Source organism: Maritimimonas sp. 2210JD6-3, from assembly GCF_056591795.1.
Genome location: NZ_JBWQOJ010000033.1, coordinates 1 through 17,861 on the forward strand (window position 1 = coordinate 1; position 17,861 = coordinate 17,861).

A 17,861-nucleotide genomic window follows, 5' to 3' on the forward strand; every position below is an offset into this window, starting at 1 on the left:
GGTTTTGCTGCAAATCCCATTTTTCATCTTTTTGACCAATCCTTGTAAACCCCTACAAACAGGGGTTTTGTGAAGCAAATAGATTATATACCGTTGCGTGAGCACGGTACCCTCTTGCTTCTCCTTTTCGTCACGCCATGGCGTGACGAAAATCCAAACAAACTGATTTAAAAATCAGTTGCTACATATTCTAAAATATTGTTGAGTATGATCAATAAGGAAAGTCAAATCAAAAGTGGATCGACCATACTGAAAATTTAAAATTTCTGTTTTTTTAAAGTTATGAAATCTAATGTTATTGAACTATAGGTATATTAAATCAAATCGATTCAAATAATATGATTATCTGAAAAGCTATAGTAATTGCCATTTGGAATGATGATTAAATGATCGAGTAATTTAATATCAAAAAGTGTAGCTGCTTTCTTTATTTTTTCGGTGAGTTCAATATCTGAATTGCTTGCCTGTAATTTTCCCGATGGGTGATTATGAGTAAGGATGATTCCAACTGAAAGTGACTTTAGTATTATTGCAAATAAAATTCGAATGTCAACCACTGTCCCAGTAATACCTCCTTGCGACAGTTCATAAATTCCCTTTATTTTATTCGAATTGTTAAGTAATAAAACTTTAAAACTCTCCTGTAATGCAATAGTATCTTTATTCCATGTTTTAAAAATAATATTGGCAGCATCAGATGAGTTTTTGATTATTGGAGATTTAGAAATACTAATTTTTTCATTATAACTAATTTTTATTTCATTCACTTTAGTTTTCATAAGTCAATTGTTTACTTTTTCGTTGCCTTGGATTTTCAATATTTAGAATTGAGACAGGACTTATAAATAGGGAAACAAAGTGTACCGGCTTTATGCAGTCCGGTCAACTTCTAAATATTGGTTATTTGCCATAGAAAAAAGTAAGACAGAATGAATTACAGAAAGCTCAAAAAATATTAATACTTTTACTCTTGAAAGACAAATAGCATCGTTTGTAATCAAATAGATCGTCAACAAATCGGTCAACAGATTTTGTAAAGTTTTTAAAAATATAGATAAAAGCGAAGAATTCCGCACTATTATTGGAATCCTATCGCGGTCACTTAAAGCGCAAGCCCTGTATGAAAATGCAGGGTTTTGTTATTTCATAGAGAATCATAAGCCAAAGGCTTTAGCAAACGAAAAGAAATGGCAAAACCCGTGAGCGATAGCGATGCAAGGTTGCATTTTCAAGAGGAACCACAAAGGAGCACCAAAAGTAATTCTATCGTGGTCACCAAGAATAAAAGTTTATGATTTGCGAGTTTTCGTTGTACTTGGACAACAATTTATTATATGTCCGTTTTATATCATAAACATATTTTAAAGCGTCATTCCGAATTTCTTTTCGAATCTCATCAATGAACCTCCCCGCAGCAAGCTGCGAGGAATTCTCTAGATTAAAGACTGATGTTATCTATTTAAATCAATTGAACTATAAGTTTATTTCTGATTTTGAAACTTTCCTTATTGGTTACTATCCTGAAGGACATCCAAAAGTTATGGGAAATAATTTGGTCAATTGAACATTCAGAGGTCAGTCTTCAGTTCTTTCAGTACATTGGCTGCGTATTCCGCAGTAATGTCCCTTTGTGGCATTCCAAACATCTCGTAGCCCACCATGAATTTTTTGACAGTAGCTGAACGCAAAAGAGGAGGATAGAAACTCATATGCCAGTGCCAGTCTTTGTACCCTTTGCCATCGACAGGTGCCTGGTGGATGCCTCCTGAATAAGGAAAAGGCACATTGAATACCTTGTCATAGATTCGGGTAATGATGCTTATCGATTCGGCAAAACTCTTCTTTTCATTGATGGTCATTTCGGTAATATGCTCCATGGCACGTTTTGGAACGATCATCGTTTCATAAGGCCAAACAGCCCAAAAGGGCACCAGGATTACAAAATGTTCATTCTCGTCAATCACACGTTGATTCGCCTTAAGCTCCTGGGTCAGATAATCCTCCAATAGTGACCTCTCGGATTTTTGCCTATGTAAAGTAAAATTTTTGGTCTTCAATTCTATCTCTAACGGAATCGTCTCCTGCGCCCATATCTGTCCATGTGGGTGTGGATTGCTACAACCCATGACAGCCCCCTTGTTCTCGAATATCTGAACGTTGTTGATAAAATCATGGGAGGACAGCTCTTTAAATTCTCTCTGCCAAGTTTCTATCACTTTTTCAATCTGGTTCGTAGTCATCTGTGACAATGTCTGTGAATGGTCTGGTGAAAAGCAAACCACCTTGCAGATGCCTCTTTCGGAGTGCGCCTCCAAAAATCCATCCTTGACACTTCTGCTTTTTGACTCCAGTTGTAATGCCGAGAAATCATTAACAAAAGTGAACGTATTTGAATAATCTGGATTAGTCTTTCCGTTGGCGCGTTGGTTACCTGAGCACAAGTAACAGTTGGGATCATAGCTTATTCCCTTGATAGTGGAACTTTCTTCCTGCTTCCCTTGCCATGGGCGCTTGGTACGGTTGGGAGAAACTAATACTTGGGCTCTGGTCATCGGATTTTTTCTAATATGTGTATGTTCTAAAAAAGTGTTCATAGTTGCTCAATTTTAACAGTATTGATTTTATTTGTTGGACTTGGTAAGCCGGTGAATAGTTCGTTGATATTCTGTTAAGCAAAACTTTTACAGCTTGTTTCACTAAATCCCCCGCACGTTGGTCAATAATAAAAAAATGGGGATATCCTGAGAGTGTTTTCAAGTGTTTGCTACAAAACCCAACAATGGGAATCTTGGATATTTCTGGGATTTGATCATTTTCCAATATATCCAGTACCTGTTCTATTCTTGATCCGTTGACACAGATAATGGCATCGATTCTTCTTTGTTCCAATAGGTTTTTAAATTTCTTTCTAAAAATGGTTAGTTCCATGATACGAAGTGCTTTGATGTTCCTCCCAAGGTTATTTCGCAACATGGCCATCCTATAATCATTGTACCTGAGTTTTTCGATAGGTAGTTTTCCGATAAGGGAGGTAAAAATGATATGCCTGCATGACGAGTTTTGGATCAGGTCATAACAGGCTTGATAGGTACTTTCATAATCATCGAAAACTACCTGATCCTTATCGATGGATTCATAAAACCTGTCCACATAGACTATGAGTATTTTCCCTTTATCCCATTTACTAAAGTGATATATACGTTTAGCTAACTGTGTTTCCCTAGCTATGTATGCGATCATACCTGCTATCGAGCCATCGCTCAATTGAAATAGGCACTGTATTTCCTTTTTAGTAGAATCATTAGAAAACAGGACTAACATTTTATAATCTTTACCTACCAATGTTTCTTCTATCCTTGATAACATTCTAGCATAAAACAGATTCAGGATGTTTGGTAATATAACCCCAATTGCTTTTAGAATGCCTCTCCGTAATTTAGATGTAAAATAGTTAGACTTGTAATGCAGTGCTTCCACCACTTCTCGTACACGCTTTCTAGTATCTTCACTGATTTCGTGGCTCTCGGACAACGATTTTGATACTGTGGATATCGATACATTCAGTTTACGTGACAACTCTCGCATGGTGACTTTTGGACCTTTGGGGTGTTTCCAATTAACCCCAACCGTCCAGTTCCACCATTGTGAACAATCTTCTAGGTTGGTAAGGCTACTATGACATTTCATAAAGGTCAAGGTACCCAGCTTTAGTATTGAATAGTATGGTTTTCGCGTGCCTTCTGGCAATTGCTCTTTTAAATCTTCCCAATTCACCATTCTTTCAGCAACAGTAATATAGCCTGTTTCTTTGACAAACTCTGAAAATTGGACATTAGTGACCTCAAGAATATCCATATAAAATCTAGAGACCGTAACTTTATGTGCCAGTCTTTCATGAGCTAAGGCATAACTATCACTAGGTAAGGCACCTTGAATAAAAGAGTCTCCCGGAATCCAAATTATTCCTTCAATATTTTCTATACCTTTTTCCACATTATTATGATGAGGATTCTCTAATATTTTTGAATTTTTACTGAGCTTTGCTCTATTATCACAGCTTAAGGCAGGTGCTAAATAAAAATTAGTTTCAAACTTTAGCGTCTCACATAAAAAAATTAAACTTCACAGATGTTAATTCCCTCCTTTAGAGATGTTAATTTATCATTATAAGTAGGTATAAATTCTTGAGCTACATAACCATTAAACCCAGTATCTATTATTGCTTTCATAATGGCTTTATAGTTTAATTCCTGAGAATTGTTAATCTCATTTCTCCCAGGAACACCTCCTGTATGATAATGGGCAAAGTATTCATGATATTTTTTAATTGTAGCAATAATATCTCCTTCCATAATCTGCATATGATAGATATCATAGAGAAGCTTAAAATTGGAAGAACCAATTTTATCAACCAACATAGCACCCCATTCCGTATTATCACATTGATAATCTGGATGATCTATCTTGCTATTTAATAACTCCATGATAAGGTTTACACCCAACCCTTCAGCATATTTGACTAAACTTTTTAAACCATTAGCACAATTCTCTAATCCTAATCGATCATTTATGCCATTTCGGTTACCCGAAAACACAATGATTTGACTTACTCCAGAATCTGCTGCTTTATTTAATAAATCTTTATAATTGAAAATTAAATGATGATGATTCTTGACATCGTTAAAACCATTTTCAATACTCACAAATTTATTCGTTGCTAATGAGCACTCTAAGCCATACTTCATAACTATTGACCATTCGTCAGGGCAAAGAAGGTCAATGCCTTTTATGCCCATTAGTTGAGCTTTTTCAGAAAATTCTTCTAAAGGAATATTTTCATAACACCATTTACAAACTGCATGATTTATCTTATTCTTCGGTTTACTTTCATTCGTTTTTAAATCTTTATTTTTCGACTCAATACTATTCATCATGACACTTCCTGTGAAGAAACAATTTCTAGCTATTACTATTTTTTTATGGCATTTCGTCTACAACACTTTTTATTTTGGCTATCTAAGATCATGACAAGATTAGCTATTTAATCAATTTTATCATTTATTCAGCCGCAATGTCTCTTTTTGACAAATAAAACCAGATAGTTTTTCTTCAGACTAACATGTTATTTTCTTAAATTTTATTAAGTCAAAACCCTACCTTCTTAATTAATTGTCAATTAATTACTACAAACTCAAATCATCAATTTTCAAAATGCTAATATATAAAATTACCATTAAAAAACATACTAGTACATACTAGTTTGTATATAAATAATATATTCAATATATTTACCTTATGGGAATCGTTTCTATAAAGCAGAATTCAGGCAAACCAAAATACAGGCAAATAGTGGTATCCATTGAAAATGCCATCTTGGGTGGACAATTGAAAAAAGGGGATAAATTGCCTTCGGTAAACGGCATAAAGATTAGGCACAAGGTTTCAAGGGATACGGTCTTTACTGCTTTCAACGAACTGCGAAACCGTGGTATCATCGAATCCATTGCTGGAAAAGGGTTCTATGTGCTGACCGAAGACGTCAAGATTGCACAAAAAATATTTTTATTGTTCGATGAACTGAATTCGTTCAAGGAGGATATGTACAATGCTTTTCTGTCAAACCTAGGAGATAATATTCAGGTAGATATATTTTTCCACCATTTTAACCCTAATGTTTTCAAGAAGCTGGTTTACGACAACATTGGCAACTACAGTTATTATGTGATCATGCCAGCCAATTTAAGGGATATCAACCAGGTTTTGGAAAAATTACCAAAGGATAAAGTGTATATCCTAGATCAGACGCATGAGGAACTCTCATCCTATCCAGCCATATACCAAAACTTCGAGAAGGATATTTTCAATGGCCTTACCAAAGCTCTGAATGCTATTGAAAAATACGAAAAACTGATTTTGCTCTTCGATGCAGAAAAACAGCCCCAGGGCATGCTGGATGGCTTTAAGCGTTTCTGTAAACAGCACCCTATTGAAAATAGCGTGATATCCTCGCCTGAGGGGCAAACTCCTCAAATTGGTGAGGTGTACATCATTCCCGATGACAGGAGCCTTATACAGGTCATCAAAAAAATCAGGGACAAGAAACTGGTACTCTCAAAGGATATTGGCATCATCTCCTATAATGACACCCTACTCAAGGAAATAGTGGAAGGCGGTATAACCACCCTTTCAACGGATTTTAAGATGATGGGGGAACGTTTAGCAGACATGATAACCAATAAAAAGCAAATCAAACTGGAAAACCCCAACCGTTTGATTGTAAGGCACTCTCTCTAACAGCACAGCAATGTACAAAATAGAAATAAATGATAAAGTCCCAAACAACATTGTGCTAACTGGTACAGACAATGGCACTTTTGCCAAAATAGACTTAAATAATGGCGGTATCCTTCAGGAATATTACCATGACAATATCCAAGTTATAAAGGATCTACACCCTTTGGAATACAACGATACCTATGCCTCTGCCATTCTTTTTCCGTTTGCCAACAGAATTAAGGATGGTGTTTACTCATTTAACAAAAAGGAATACCAACTGGAAACAAACCAAAAGGAAGAAAACAACGCTCTGCACGGTTTGGTTTACAATAAAACCTTTGAAGTATTAGATAGAAAAGTGTCGGAAGAAAGAGCCATGGTTAAATTGGGCTATCAGCAAGTAAACAGAATCAAAGGTTTTCCATTTAGGTATAAAATATTGCTTCAATATACCTTCAACCAACACGGTTTAGGGCTACAGGTTTCAATAGAGAACACCGATGTAGAGCCCTTTCCCTTTACAGTAGGTTGGCACCCCTATTTCAACAGTTCCAATCTCTATAAAAGCTATCTGGAATTCGATAGCAGTAAAAAAATGGTATTTGGTAAAAGGAACATCACTACTAGCACTAAAGCAATACGAATTGACGACAGATTTGAGATCAAAAACCAAAAACTGGATGACTGTTTTGCATTAGACTCCAACACGATACGGTTTATAACACCAGATTATCGTATGGAATTGAACTCATCGTCAACACAAAATTTCCTTCAGCTTTATACTCCAAACAAAACAAACACGCTGGCCATTGAACCCACCACTGGAGTCTCCAATAGTTTTAATAACGGCATTGGGTTACAAGTATTGGAACCGGGGGAAATCTATGGGATAGACTGGCACATAAAAATATTCAGAAAACATCAATTCCATAACCATGCTGGACATTAAAACATTTAAAAGCGAATTGACTATCGCATCGCCAGGAAGGATCAACCTTATCGGGGAACATATAGATTACAACGGAGGTTACGTATTGCCTGCTTCCATAGGCAAAAAAATCACATTGAACTTCAGAAAAAACCATACGGACCAATGCGAGATTTTGTCGAGCAATTTTAAAAGCAGTTTTAAGGTGACTCTACACAATCTGGTAAGGAGCAATATAGGATGGCAGAATTTTATTTTAGGGGTACTGTACCATATAGACGTTTTGAGACCCAATGCCATGAAGGGGTTTGATTGCATTATTGAAAGTAACCTACCATTGGGGTCGGGTATCAGCTCGTCTGCGGCGTTAGAATGTGGTATTGCCAAAGGAATCAACGAACTGTTCGACCTTGGCCTTAACGATTTGGAAATCATCACCCTGTCACGTGATGCAGAGCATACGTTTGTTGGTACTAAATGTGGCATTATGGATCAGTTTACGGTTGTAAAAGGCAGAAAAAACCACTTAATTCTTTTGAATTGCCAAACCTTGGATTATGAACTAATTAAAGTCGATTTTAATCCGTACACAGTAGTACTGCTAAACACCAACGTATCGCACAACCTGGTCAGTAGTGAATACAATGTAAGGCGTGACGAGTGCCATACGGTACTACAGGCCATTCAGAAAAAACATCCGGAATTTCAGTTTTTGACCGATGTTCCTGAAAAGGTGGTCAAAACATTTAGGGGCATCCTTCCCGATAAGGTCTATAACAGGGCGCTCTATGTTACCCAGGAAAATCAAAGAACATTAAAGGCGGTCAACTTCTTAAAAGATAAAAATTTGAAGGGATTTGGAACCTGTTTGTATGAATCACATGAGGGATTACGATCGCTATACGAAGTGAGCTGTAAAGAGTTGGATTTTCTGGTTGATGCCACAATGAATCTAGAATATGTACTGGGCTCTCGGATGATGGGCGGTGGTTTTGGAGGCTGTACCATCAATATTGTACATAAAGACAGGGTAAATGAGTTTGTAGAGAATCTCTCCGCATCGTATGAAGAACATTTCGATATCAAACTAGCGCCCATATTGACCTCTATTGGTGATGGTGTGAAGAAAGTATGAATAGATTTTGGAATCATATATATCAGAATAAATCCCAAAATACGTTGAGCTAAACCATCCAACAAACAAAACCAATCCATATGCCTTCAAATTTCGAAATTCTTGATTATTTCATATTCATCTCTTACGCCATTCTTATTTTGGGTGTTGGTCTATGGGTATCAAAAGACAAAAAAGCATCAAAAAAATGCCGAAGATTATTTTTTAGCCGGTAAATCATTGCCCTAGTGGGTCATTGGAGCCTCATTGATTGCCGCCGACATCTCTGCAGAACAGTTTATTAGGCATATCAGGCTCTGGATTTGCCCTGAGGCTGTCCATTACCTCTTATGAATGGATGGCGGCTTTAATCTTAATAATTTTTGGAAAATATTTCCGTACAATGGGCATCTGTAAACCTGACGCCGTTTTTTTGCCAGTTTGTCTATATATGGAGTTTCTATACCAACAGCACCGTAACAACCCAAGTCGCCATAGCCCAAATCGTCAGTATAAATGCTGACGATGTTGGATTTTGAATTTTTAGGTTCATTATCTAAGGATGCCTTATTTTTATCAAAATGGCTACTTGTAAAAATAAGGGTAATAATGGCCAACCATACAGGTTTATATTCCATTTTTGATTTATAATCTGGTTTATAATATTTCCTTCTAAGTGTACATCTTCACAAGCATCAAAAAGCAAAATATCCTTTTCTTGAAGAATGTTTTTTGATTGAACGGTATTATCTAAAAATTGAATGCCTTTTGTATTTTTTACCGATAGAACTTTTTCCTTTTCTATTCTGAATACATTGTCAATTACCCGAATGTTTTTATGTATGAAGTTGTCCTTGAAAGTTTCTTCATTCTCCGGATGTATATTAATAACAGGCTCGCCGCATTCAATAAATGTATTGTTTTTGATGAGTACATCCCTTACAAGACCAGATTCAAACCAACTGTTCGCGTCTCCAGCTATTAGGATACCGCTCATAAAAGGCTTAAAAAATTCGTTGTTCTCAATGCTTATTTTTCCCCGTGTGGAAACCAAAACACCCCGAGTGGGAATATGTGCTATTTTATTATCGGTAATGGTAACGTTAGGGGTCCATGTGGTATTTTCAATCACATCGTTTGAACCGATATTTTTGGGGATGTCTTGAACCAAAGTAAGTTCCATGTCCTTTTCATTCAACATTTTAGCTTCAACCACTTTATTTTTCGCATAAGACAGCAGCGTTGCATTGTTGATGAATTCAATGCTATCTCCTGCAAAAAACGCTTCAAATCCATAAGTTTGCGGATGCATATAACGTACTTTTAATTTATTGCCTGAAAGTGTTTCTACAATACGTAAATAAGTGCCGTGTACATTAATGGCATCATCGTTGGCAGCAGATAAAAAAGAGTTCTTCACTATAATATCGCCCTTGCACCCCGAAAAGTGAAGTATATCTGCCCATGCAGCACAAGTTCTTCCAGAATTGTCCTTAGGTTTAACCGATAGCCCGTCAAATAAGATATTTTCTGTAAACTGACTCACAAAACCCATGCCGTGTATAAAATGAACCTGAACATTTTTCCATTGGATGTTTTTGCTGTGCTCGGTAAAAATAGCCGCATAATCCCTAAAAATGTCTCTGTTCTGATAAATAATACCTGTTTTAAAACCAGGGTTTTTGTCATAATAAATGCGTAGCTTATTTTTTTCTATTTCTGTAAACTTAAAACTTTCAGTACTTGCCATAAAGACCCGCTTAACGTTTTGCTGGCTTGTATTAAACTCTTGCCACAATGGCTGTATTTTATGTTGCCAACCTTCTCCTATCCAAACCAAAGCACTATCTATAATTTTATAATGGGAATCTGGGTGTATTTTTACATCTGCAAAACGCTCTGTTTCCTGTATAACTTCAAACTCTGATACGGTGGGACGCTTATAATCGAATGAAAGGTTTTTTATGGTAATATTTTTTGAATATCGAATGCCTGTTTCCATAACCTTGCCCCTAAAAACAACTTCAGCGCCATTACCATTTAAAATCACGTTTTCAGCATTTAAAAAATAAAATGCTATGGCTTTAAAAGCTTCAGGGGCATCATTGGTATTGGATATGTGGAACTTGCTTTTAAAGGCATTTTCAGGATAAAAATTATAAGTTCCGGGTGCAAACGTTATAGAAATTGGATTTTCTGCTGTGCCTTTCCCTGTGAGAAAAAGCGATTCTTTAAAATCTCCGGCAGATAAAATCTCAACGGAATTTCCTGCTGCTAATTGCAATTGGTTAATCTTTTTAAAGGTTTTCCAAGGATATTTTTTAGACGTTCCCGTGTTGGAATCATCTCCTTTATTAGGGTCTATAAAATAGGTTGTACCTTTTTCTGAGGCTTTGCGTTCAGTTAGGACCAGATATGCTTTTTCTGGTTGGTTTGAAGCTGTTTCGCATCCTAAAAAGGATATACATGCCAAACAAATAATTATGATAGGGATGATGCTTTTTTTATTCATTATCGCAGTTTATTTACCCATTAATAGCATCAACAAATGTCCCGAAGACCAACTAAACTGTACGGCTCTAATGCCGTTACCGGTATCGGGGTCGTAATTTTCCCTAATAGGGACTCCTAGGGCAGCAATACCCTTAAGGTTATTTAAAACTTTTTCTTGAAGCATACCCGCTTCTTCTTGATACCCATAATTACGTAATGCTATAATGCCAAAATACACTTGGTCTACCCATATAGGACCTCTCCAATAGCCATCCACTTCGTATTTTGGGTGGTTTCTGGCCAGTGTACCCAAGGGCACATGGGTGTTGAACATTTCTGGATTCAACATAATGTCTTTTACACGACGAGCCTGTTCTGGTGATGCTAAATTCACAAAAAGCGGAGTCCAACCTTCAGACCCTGCAATTTTAAGCATTTTGTTGTCCCTAAGTGACCAATCGTAAAAGTAGCCATCGGTTTCATCCCAAAATCGATTCATGATTTTGTCTTTTAATAGATTTGCCTCTTTGCGGAAAGTATCGGCTTCGGTCTGCTTGCCCAGTATTTTTGCCATTTTAGCCAAAAATCCCTTTTCTTGCCATAGATAGGCGTTTAAATCTACGGATTCTTGGTCGTATGTCCCTCCGTAGGGTTGTTTTACCACTTTGGTGTCATCAAAACGTACTGCATTGTCCATACCGCTTTCCCAGGCTGCCGCTTGGTGAGTGCCATCGGTAGAACCATATTCGCAAAGTCCGTTTTGGTTGGCATCGCGTTCTTTGTACCACCAGTTGTGATATTTAACCAGTTTAGGATACATCTCCATTAAAAAATCCTTGTCGTTTGTAGCCTCATAGGCCAACCATACGGCCCATCCTGCTAAAGGAGGTTTGGTATCTCGCCAATTATTATCTCTTTCAAAATAACGGGCAACATCGCCAACCATTCCAGCTTCGTTTTGTAGCATGAACATGGTTTTTATTTGGTTTTTGGCCAATTCTGGAGCAATATCCACTAAAGCAGCCGCATGTTTCCAAGAGTCCCATGCCCAAAAACCGTTAAAATAGCCAAGACAGGGGTAAATTCCGTCTCCTTTTAAATCCTGCGCAGGACTTCGCCAATTGGTAATTAGGGTTTGTAGCGCTTTTACGGCTACACGTTGATTGTATTCACTATTGAGCCATTTAGTTTTTGTCTTGGCAATATGTTCAAAATAGGTTAGCCAACGTTTTCTGTTTTGTACAATACGTTCGCTATAGAGAGCTTCATTATTCTTTATGGTCTTTAGAAAGCGTTCTGAGTCTATTTTTTCGTCTGGGACATAGGTTTCTTCAAAATAGATGGTTTTTTTCTGTCCGTGCTTTAATTTTAATTTTTTTAAAAGCGCTTTGCCTTCATTGGCAGTTACACTCAATTGAATGTCCTTGTTTTGAAATACAAGCCCATACGCACCGTGTGGATTGACATCAAAAACCATGGCATCATCAACAGTTTTAACGGTTTCCTTATCTTTTGAATACGGAATGATACTCCATTCTAAATCAAGGCATAGTTTTTTGTTTCCTGTATTCTGTATGGTCGTTTCGGTCAATGTTTTGTTGGAGGTAATGTAAATTAAGCGCTGTGATACCTTTAAATTATTAGATTCGAATATTTGGCTCAACATTCCAGGTGTGTATTCAGCTTTTTTACGTTCAAAATTTAGGTTAGTGCCATCTTTAAATACAGATAATTGTACCAAGCCTTCCGTTTCGCTTGGGCTGTAAAAAAAACCACTATTGATTAAAAAAGTAGGTCCCCTAAAAGCAATAGCACTGTTTTTATCCTCTTTTTTCGTTAAGCCATAGCCATGCCATGCCCCTAAATCGGTAAAGACAAAGGTGTTAGGCTTGTCTGCTTCTACGCTAATCATTCCTTCCTGATGGAGCATCTTTTTTGCCACGGATTCTTGTGCCCAACTTACTTTTAGAGATAGAATCATTAAGACTATCAGAGATAGTGCTTTAGTAATTTTCATAATGTTATTTTTATTTATTATTAACGGTATATGTTTTATTCTCTGGTCCTATTCCTTTCAATGTTAAAGATTTCCATGCTTTAGGTAAAACTGGTTTTTTTTGAACAATGCCATTATCGGTTATGTGAAGACCACCAAACCCAAAAAGTATGGCTTGCAGCATACCTCCACCGCCTGTTGCAAAATAGGAATTACGACCCCACGCGGTTTCTGAAAGTGCACCAAAAGGAGGACATTTATTAGGTTCATAACTTTGTTTAAAAAGACGAAAAGCATTATCTGCATCTCCCAAACGCGCATATAAAATGGACAGTATGGCTCTTCCCATAGCGGGGCCTCCTCTGTGTATTTTTGGCTCGTAATATTTTAGGTCCTTAATTATGGTTTCTTTATCGTTTACGATACTGAGCGGGTATGCCAATAAGTTTACATCGGCTTGTTTGATAATGGCACCATCGTACTTACTGTGCTCCATGGTTGTACCGTCTTTAAAACGATGTAGTTTTATATTGTCTGCAACGGTTTTCCACTCGGGGTTGGCTTTCTCGCCGAGTACTTTCGCTGCCTCAGTTGCAAAGCGTAGGTTTGTAATGGCAGAACCATTGGTAAAGGCGTTATCGTCTACATTCGTTGCAAATTCGTTAGCTCCAACTACATTTAGTATAGAATAGCTTCCATCGGTGTTTTTTGTGGTACGACTTACCCAATAATCTGCAGTTTCCTTTAGTATTTGGCATCCTTTTTCTTTAAGCCATTCTTTATCTTTTGTTACCCTAAAGTAATTCCAAAACGCTATGGCAATATCTGCTGTGATATGGTGTTCAAAAGGTCCTGTCAATGCCCATGTAGGGGTAGCTTCCTCTCCGGTATCATCGCTTTCCCATGGGAACATGGCACCTTGAAAACCATAATGTCGTGCTTTTCTTTTTGCGGGAGCCAATCGGTCTGAACGGTAATTTACCATAGACTTGGCTATGTCTTGGTTTAGTAGCAACAAGGGTGGGTACATCCATAGTTCGGCATCCCAAAAAACATGTCCGTAATAGCTCTGGGACGATAGCCCCATTGGCGCAATGCTTAGATTGGCATCGGCCTTTCCAAAGGCATAAAGATGGTACAGAGCCAACCGAACATCTTGCTGCACCTGCAAATCGCCTTCAATGATAATATCGCCTTCCCATAGTTTGCTCCATAAGGCATTGTGCTCTCCTATTAGTTTTTCCCTTGGTGTCAACAAATTGTAAATAACAAAACGTTCGGATTCCGAAATGGGGTCATCAAAATCTTTTGTCGTGCATTCTGACGCGGTCCATGCAAAATGGAACGATTTTCCCGCTTCAATGTCACTTTCAAACGATAAGGTATTATTGAATTCCGAAGTTTTATGATGCGTTAATTCCGGTCTTAAATGTTCCCTGACGGAATTGATATCGTGCCAGATAAAAGTTGCCGAGGCCGCTACTTTATGTTTCCCATACCGTGTTTTTGCTACTGTTTGAAGAATGGGCATTGTGGTCTCACCATCCCGCAAAACACGATAGCTGCTTTTAGCATCTTGAAAATCTTCCGAAGCTTCTAATTTGCCCGTAACTTTAACTTTTATGTTTTTATTGGCATCTATATTAAAATCGATATAGGCGGCATACGGTACATTACGAAGTGCATACATGGTATAACTTAGCCTTGTGCCCTTAAAAACAAAAGAAGTTGTGAAGGCGGCCTGCTTCATATTTAGGTTCTGTTGCCAATCGCTTATATTATCCCGGGTTACTTTTTCACCATCAATTTCCATATCTAAATTGCCAAAATTGATGCCTTGAATAATTGTACTCACATCGGAAGTTGATCCGGGGGCACTTGCAGTATGCCCTATTTCATAGACATTGTTTAATATAACATGCTTTATCTGAAACAATTCTTCGGAAGAAAGCATGCCCAGACGACCATTTGCAACAACAATTCCCGTATAATCTTTAGTGCTGTTCGTTGAAATATTCCAACCGTTGTTTGATTGGGAGAAGGACAAAATCGGAAATATTGCAAATAATAATACCAGTAAATTTAGTATATCGTTTTTCATTTTTGTGTTTATCATTTTCTATGTAATTTGATTCGATTATTTTTTTTGTTGTAAACAACATCTTACTGAAGACTTCAAAAAAGGGGTAAGTCTTCACAATCTTGATTTTGATAATTACGCACCTCTACAAAACAAACAACATCAGGGTTTGTTTCTAGTATAACATCACGGATTTTATTTAATCCGTTAGGAACAGAAGCGCCTTCATGCCATTCGTTAAATGTTAAAAAAGTAAGTTCCTTTTTTATTTCTTTATCATAGGACTGTGCCACTAGTGCAAACAAAATTGCTATTACATAAAAGGATTGTTTTTTCATTCTTATATTTAGAGACTGCTTGGAAATATCACGATTATTTTTTTATAGCCTCTTTTTGCGCATTACTTTGTTAAAATTTTGAACCGTAGGCCTGCTATGCTTAACCCCGAAGCGTCGGGGTTGCCTCGTTCTACATCAAAAATAGGCCATAAAAAAATAATCGTGATATTTCCAAACAGTCTCTTATATTATTATTCTATTAATTATATATTTTTTACCTCTCTTTTGTTAATTTGAGGTATTACTACCTAGTCAGTTGTTTCAAAAGTCAAATGGTTTTTATGATAGTTTCCTCTAACCACCTTGCTATTGGGCGCATGTAATTTAAAATCGACCTGCCATTCTTTTGGCCATGTGGGTAAGACACGAATTTCTTCCCCTTCTGTTTGTAAAAGCATTTCTTGTAAACCTATCATTCCTGAGCCTCCCCAGTTATGGTCGGGTACCCAATCGTGTCCTGGGCCCCAAAATGTAGGAAACCTTCTCTCTGAATCTTGCAATTTTTTGATGGTCAGTTCCTTTGCCTCATCGACCAATCCCAAGCGGGCACAGAAAATATTGTCTTGATGCCAGCTTACATGGTTCTTTTGTATGGGGTCGTCCATACCGTATTTCCAGGTATCTATAGCCACTTGTATATTCGGTTTCCCTAGACCATATATTCCATAAGGATATACTGGGTATAGTTGTGGAATTTCCTGATTAGAGAAATATTCCCATGATTCGGCAGGGGCAATGGTTTTGTGTCCATTCATTTCCCGAAATCGAATTGGAGGGATGGTTTCCGAAAATTGTTTGTAGTAAGCTCTTTTCTCTTGGGATAGATAGGTTTCTGGCAGTTCCAAGAGCCGTTGGATGACTGTTTTTAAACCTGCTATGGTTTGTATTGGGTTTTTGGCTACTTTGTAAGTCTCACAAGCCGTACTAGGGTAAATGACCAAATGCCCATTATTATCGAATTCAGTTTCGTTCAATCTTTTGTTCCAGTAGCGGTAGTGTTCGTCAAAAAAGATAAGTGAGCTTTCTATTAAGGGTAAGTATTTGGTAATGTCTTGCCCCGTAAATTGTTCGGCATCCAGTATCATCAAACAAAATTCTAGCACAGTGTCATATTGGTCGGACACCCAAGGGTTGTTCAAATATCCAACGTCTGCTATTTTAAGAGAATCACCGTTACTTCTTTTTAGGTATCGGGTACTGTATTTTTCCTTTCTTGGCCCTAGACCTTCCTCACCCCATTTGTACTGGTATATGCCAGCATAGGGTAACCCGAATGTTTGCGGATGCTCGGGAAAGGCAGCTCCCTTGTGTCCCCAGTAATATTCGGTTTTCAACTCTACATTTTTTAAAATATCCTTATAAAAATCGAATTGGGTCTTCATCATGTCAAAGTCCCCAGATTTTAACATAGGCCAATACACCAAACGTTGGTTCTGTGCGGTAAAGCTTCCTCCTCCCCATTGCCTGAAATCGGGTGTGGCATTGGGATAATAATCCAGCACCAAATGGGGGTCGTAGGTAAACAAGCCTCCATTGAATTTGGTAGGGTATTTTCCATAGGCATTACATGCCAACATATATCGGAATAACTGGTAATTTCTGCCCACTTGCCAGCCTTTGTCGGTCTCCTTATCGTTTACATTGGTATTGATAATAATGTGGCTCCTGTCCCAAAATTGTTGCCACCAATCTAGATTTTTCTGCCATCTTTCCGATTTCGATGTGCTCACCTTTGAAAGTGTTTCTAACTGGCTCTCCCAATCTTCAATAGTTTTGGTTTGTTCCGTATGGAATTGCAGCATGACTTCTTGATGGGTATCTGGGGCATCACTTGTAAGCATCCAACCCTTAAAATCCGTATTTAGGTAACGTCCCAATACAGTTTTTGAAAAGGACATATTTTCGCCTTGCATGCTGCCCCCAAAGGTTAAATTCTTTTGTGGGTTCCATAACTGCTCTTTTATTGGGTCAAGGTGCTGTTGGTTGACTTCTTTGTCAAATACCAAATCATCGTTTCGGTTTCTATGGTACCAAATCACTTTCTTATTGGTATGCCGTATGGAATCTTTATAGGTAGTTACGGTAACCTGCTCGGGAGTGGACGCATTAAAACTCATGCACTGCATGCGTTCGTTTGCCTCCAGTTCGTGGTCTTTGGTACGCCAGGTTTCGTAGGTGCTTTTTATGGTCACGGGAATGGAACTTTCTACTTCTACATGAATTTCTGGACGGAATACTTCTACCCATAATTTTAGGGTGACTTCAAGTTCTTTGTTTTTTCCTATAATATATATGCAACCTTCTTTCAGATTTAGTTCTTGTGTAAAGGTTGTTTCTGCTCCCGTAAATGGATTGGGTTCTAATTGTATTCTGGTTCGTCCTAATTTAAGCATGGTATTATTCTCGTCGAACGTGCCGCTTCGGGACATATAGAACAATACATCTCCATTTTCTACCCATACATTACAACCTATATCACCACCACCTACTGGCATAGACTCCGATGAGTTTTTGCTTTGGCTATTCCAGACCACATTGTACTGGTCTATATAATCGATATTTTCCTTAGTATCTTTAACACAGGAATATGTTGTATATAAAAGGCATAAGGCCAATATTTTTAACCCTTTTTTCAT

General features: G+C 37.6%; 13 protein-coding genes and 1 pseudogene. 5 read left to right on the forward strand and 9 right to left on the reverse strand.

The features are described from left to right. Nucleotides 1–329: 329 nt before the first annotated feature. Nucleotides 330–779 carry a JAB domain-containing protein gene (locus tag AC1EUY_RS12570; protein ID WP_480195896.1) on the reverse strand — a complete coding sequence of 150 codons (450 nt, stop codon included), beginning with the start codon at nt 777–779 and terminating at the stop codon, nt 330–332. A 620-nt stretch (nt 780–1,399) separates the two neighbouring features. On the opposite strand from AC1EUY_RS12570, the gene AC1EUY_RS12575 reads away from it, so the two are divergent. Continuing rightward, nucleotides 1,400–1,564, forward strand: a complete 165-nt coding sequence (locus AC1EUY_RS12575) for a hypothetical protein (protein ID WP_480195897.1) — start codon at nt 1,400–1,402, stop codon at nt 1,562–1,564. A gap of 4 nt (nt 1,565–1,568) precedes the next feature. Here AC1EUY_RS12575 and AC1EUY_RS12580 read toward each other — a convergent pair whose 3' ends face one another. The 3 genes from AC1EUY_RS12580 to AC1EUY_RS12590 form a co-directional block, all read right to left on the reverse strand. Beyond that, entirely contained in the window at nt 1,569–2,594 is a 1,026-nt protein-coding gene (locus AC1EUY_RS12580) for a UDP-glucose--hexose-1-phosphate uridylyltransferase (RefSeq protein ID WP_480195898.1), read from the reverse strand. Further along, on the reverse strand, nt 2,563–3,993 hold the full coding sequence (locus AC1EUY_RS12585) for a LacI family DNA-binding transcriptional regulator (protein ID WP_480195899.1): 1,431 nt from the start codon (nt 3,991–3,993) through the stop codon (nt 2,563–2,565). The genes AC1EUY_RS12580 and AC1EUY_RS12585 overlap by 32 nt, the downstream gene beginning before the upstream one ends. Before the next feature lie 122 nt (nt 3,994–4,115). Beyond that, complete coding sequence (locus tag AC1EUY_RS12590; protein ID WP_480195900.1) at nt 4,116–4,934, reverse strand: hydroxypyruvate isomerase family protein; 819 nt, start codon at nt 4,932–4,934, stop codon at nt 4,116–4,118. A gap of 361 nt (nt 4,935–5,295) precedes the next feature. On the opposite strand from AC1EUY_RS12590, the gene AC1EUY_RS12595 reads away from it, so the two are divergent. From AC1EUY_RS12595 to AC1EUY_RS12610, 4 genes and pseudogenes are all read left to right on the forward strand, one after another. Continuing rightward, a complete protein-coding gene (locus AC1EUY_RS12595; protein WP_480195901.1) occupies nt 5,296–6,294 on the forward strand; it encodes a GntR family transcriptional regulator in 999 nt (332 codons plus the stop codon). 10 nt (nt 6,295–6,304) lie between these two features. After that, complete coding sequence (locus tag AC1EUY_RS12600; protein ID WP_480195902.1) at nt 6,305–7,225, forward strand: aldose epimerase family protein; 921 nt, start codon at nt 6,305–6,307, stop codon at nt 7,223–7,225. Then, entirely contained in the window at nt 7,212–8,339 is a 1,128-nt protein-coding gene (gene galK, locus AC1EUY_RS12605) for a galactokinase (RefSeq protein ID WP_480195903.1), read from the forward strand. The genes AC1EUY_RS12600 and galK overlap by 14 nt, the downstream gene beginning before the upstream one ends. A gap of 80 nt (nt 8,340–8,419) precedes the next feature. Continuing rightward, a pseudogene (locus tag AC1EUY_RS12610) lies at nt 8,420–8,715 on the forward strand (sodium:solute symporter family transporter); the annotation flags it as partial. Nucleotides 8,716–8,874: 159 nt separating this feature from the next. On the opposite strand, the gene AC1EUY_RS12615 reads toward AC1EUY_RS12610, so the two are convergent. The 5 genes from AC1EUY_RS12615 to AC1EUY_RS12635 form a co-directional block, all read right to left on the reverse strand. Beyond that, nucleotides 8,875–10,830, reverse strand: coding sequence for a right-handed parallel beta-helix repeat-containing protein (locus tag AC1EUY_RS12615; RefSeq protein ID WP_480195904.1), 1,956 nt, complete (start codon nt 10,828–10,830; stop codon nt 8,875–8,877). A gap of 9 nt (nt 10,831–10,839) precedes the next feature. Then, the gene (locus tag AC1EUY_RS12620; protein WP_480195905.1) at nt 10,840–12,828 is read right to left on the reverse strand and encodes an MGH1-like glycoside hydrolase domain-containing protein; all 1,989 of its coding nucleotides are present in this window, start codon (nt 12,826–12,828) and stop codon (nt 10,840–10,842) included. Nucleotides 12,829–12,838: 10 nt separating this feature from the next. After that, nucleotides 12,839–14,908, reverse strand: a complete 2,070-nt coding sequence (locus AC1EUY_RS12625) for a kojibiose hydrolase (RefSeq protein ID WP_480195906.1) — start codon at nt 14,906–14,908, stop codon at nt 12,839–12,841. A 74-nt stretch (nt 14,909–14,982) separates the two neighbouring features. Beyond that, nucleotides 14,983–15,225, reverse strand: coding sequence for a hypothetical protein (locus tag AC1EUY_RS12630; protein ID WP_480195907.1), 243 nt, complete (start codon nt 15,223–15,225; stop codon nt 14,983–14,985). A 248-nt stretch (nt 15,226–15,473) separates the two neighbouring features. Next, on the reverse strand, nt 15,474–17,861 hold the full coding sequence (locus AC1EUY_RS12635; RefSeq protein ID WP_480195908.1) for a DUF5703 domain-containing protein: 2,388 nt from the start codon (nt 17,859–17,861) through the stop codon (nt 15,474–15,476).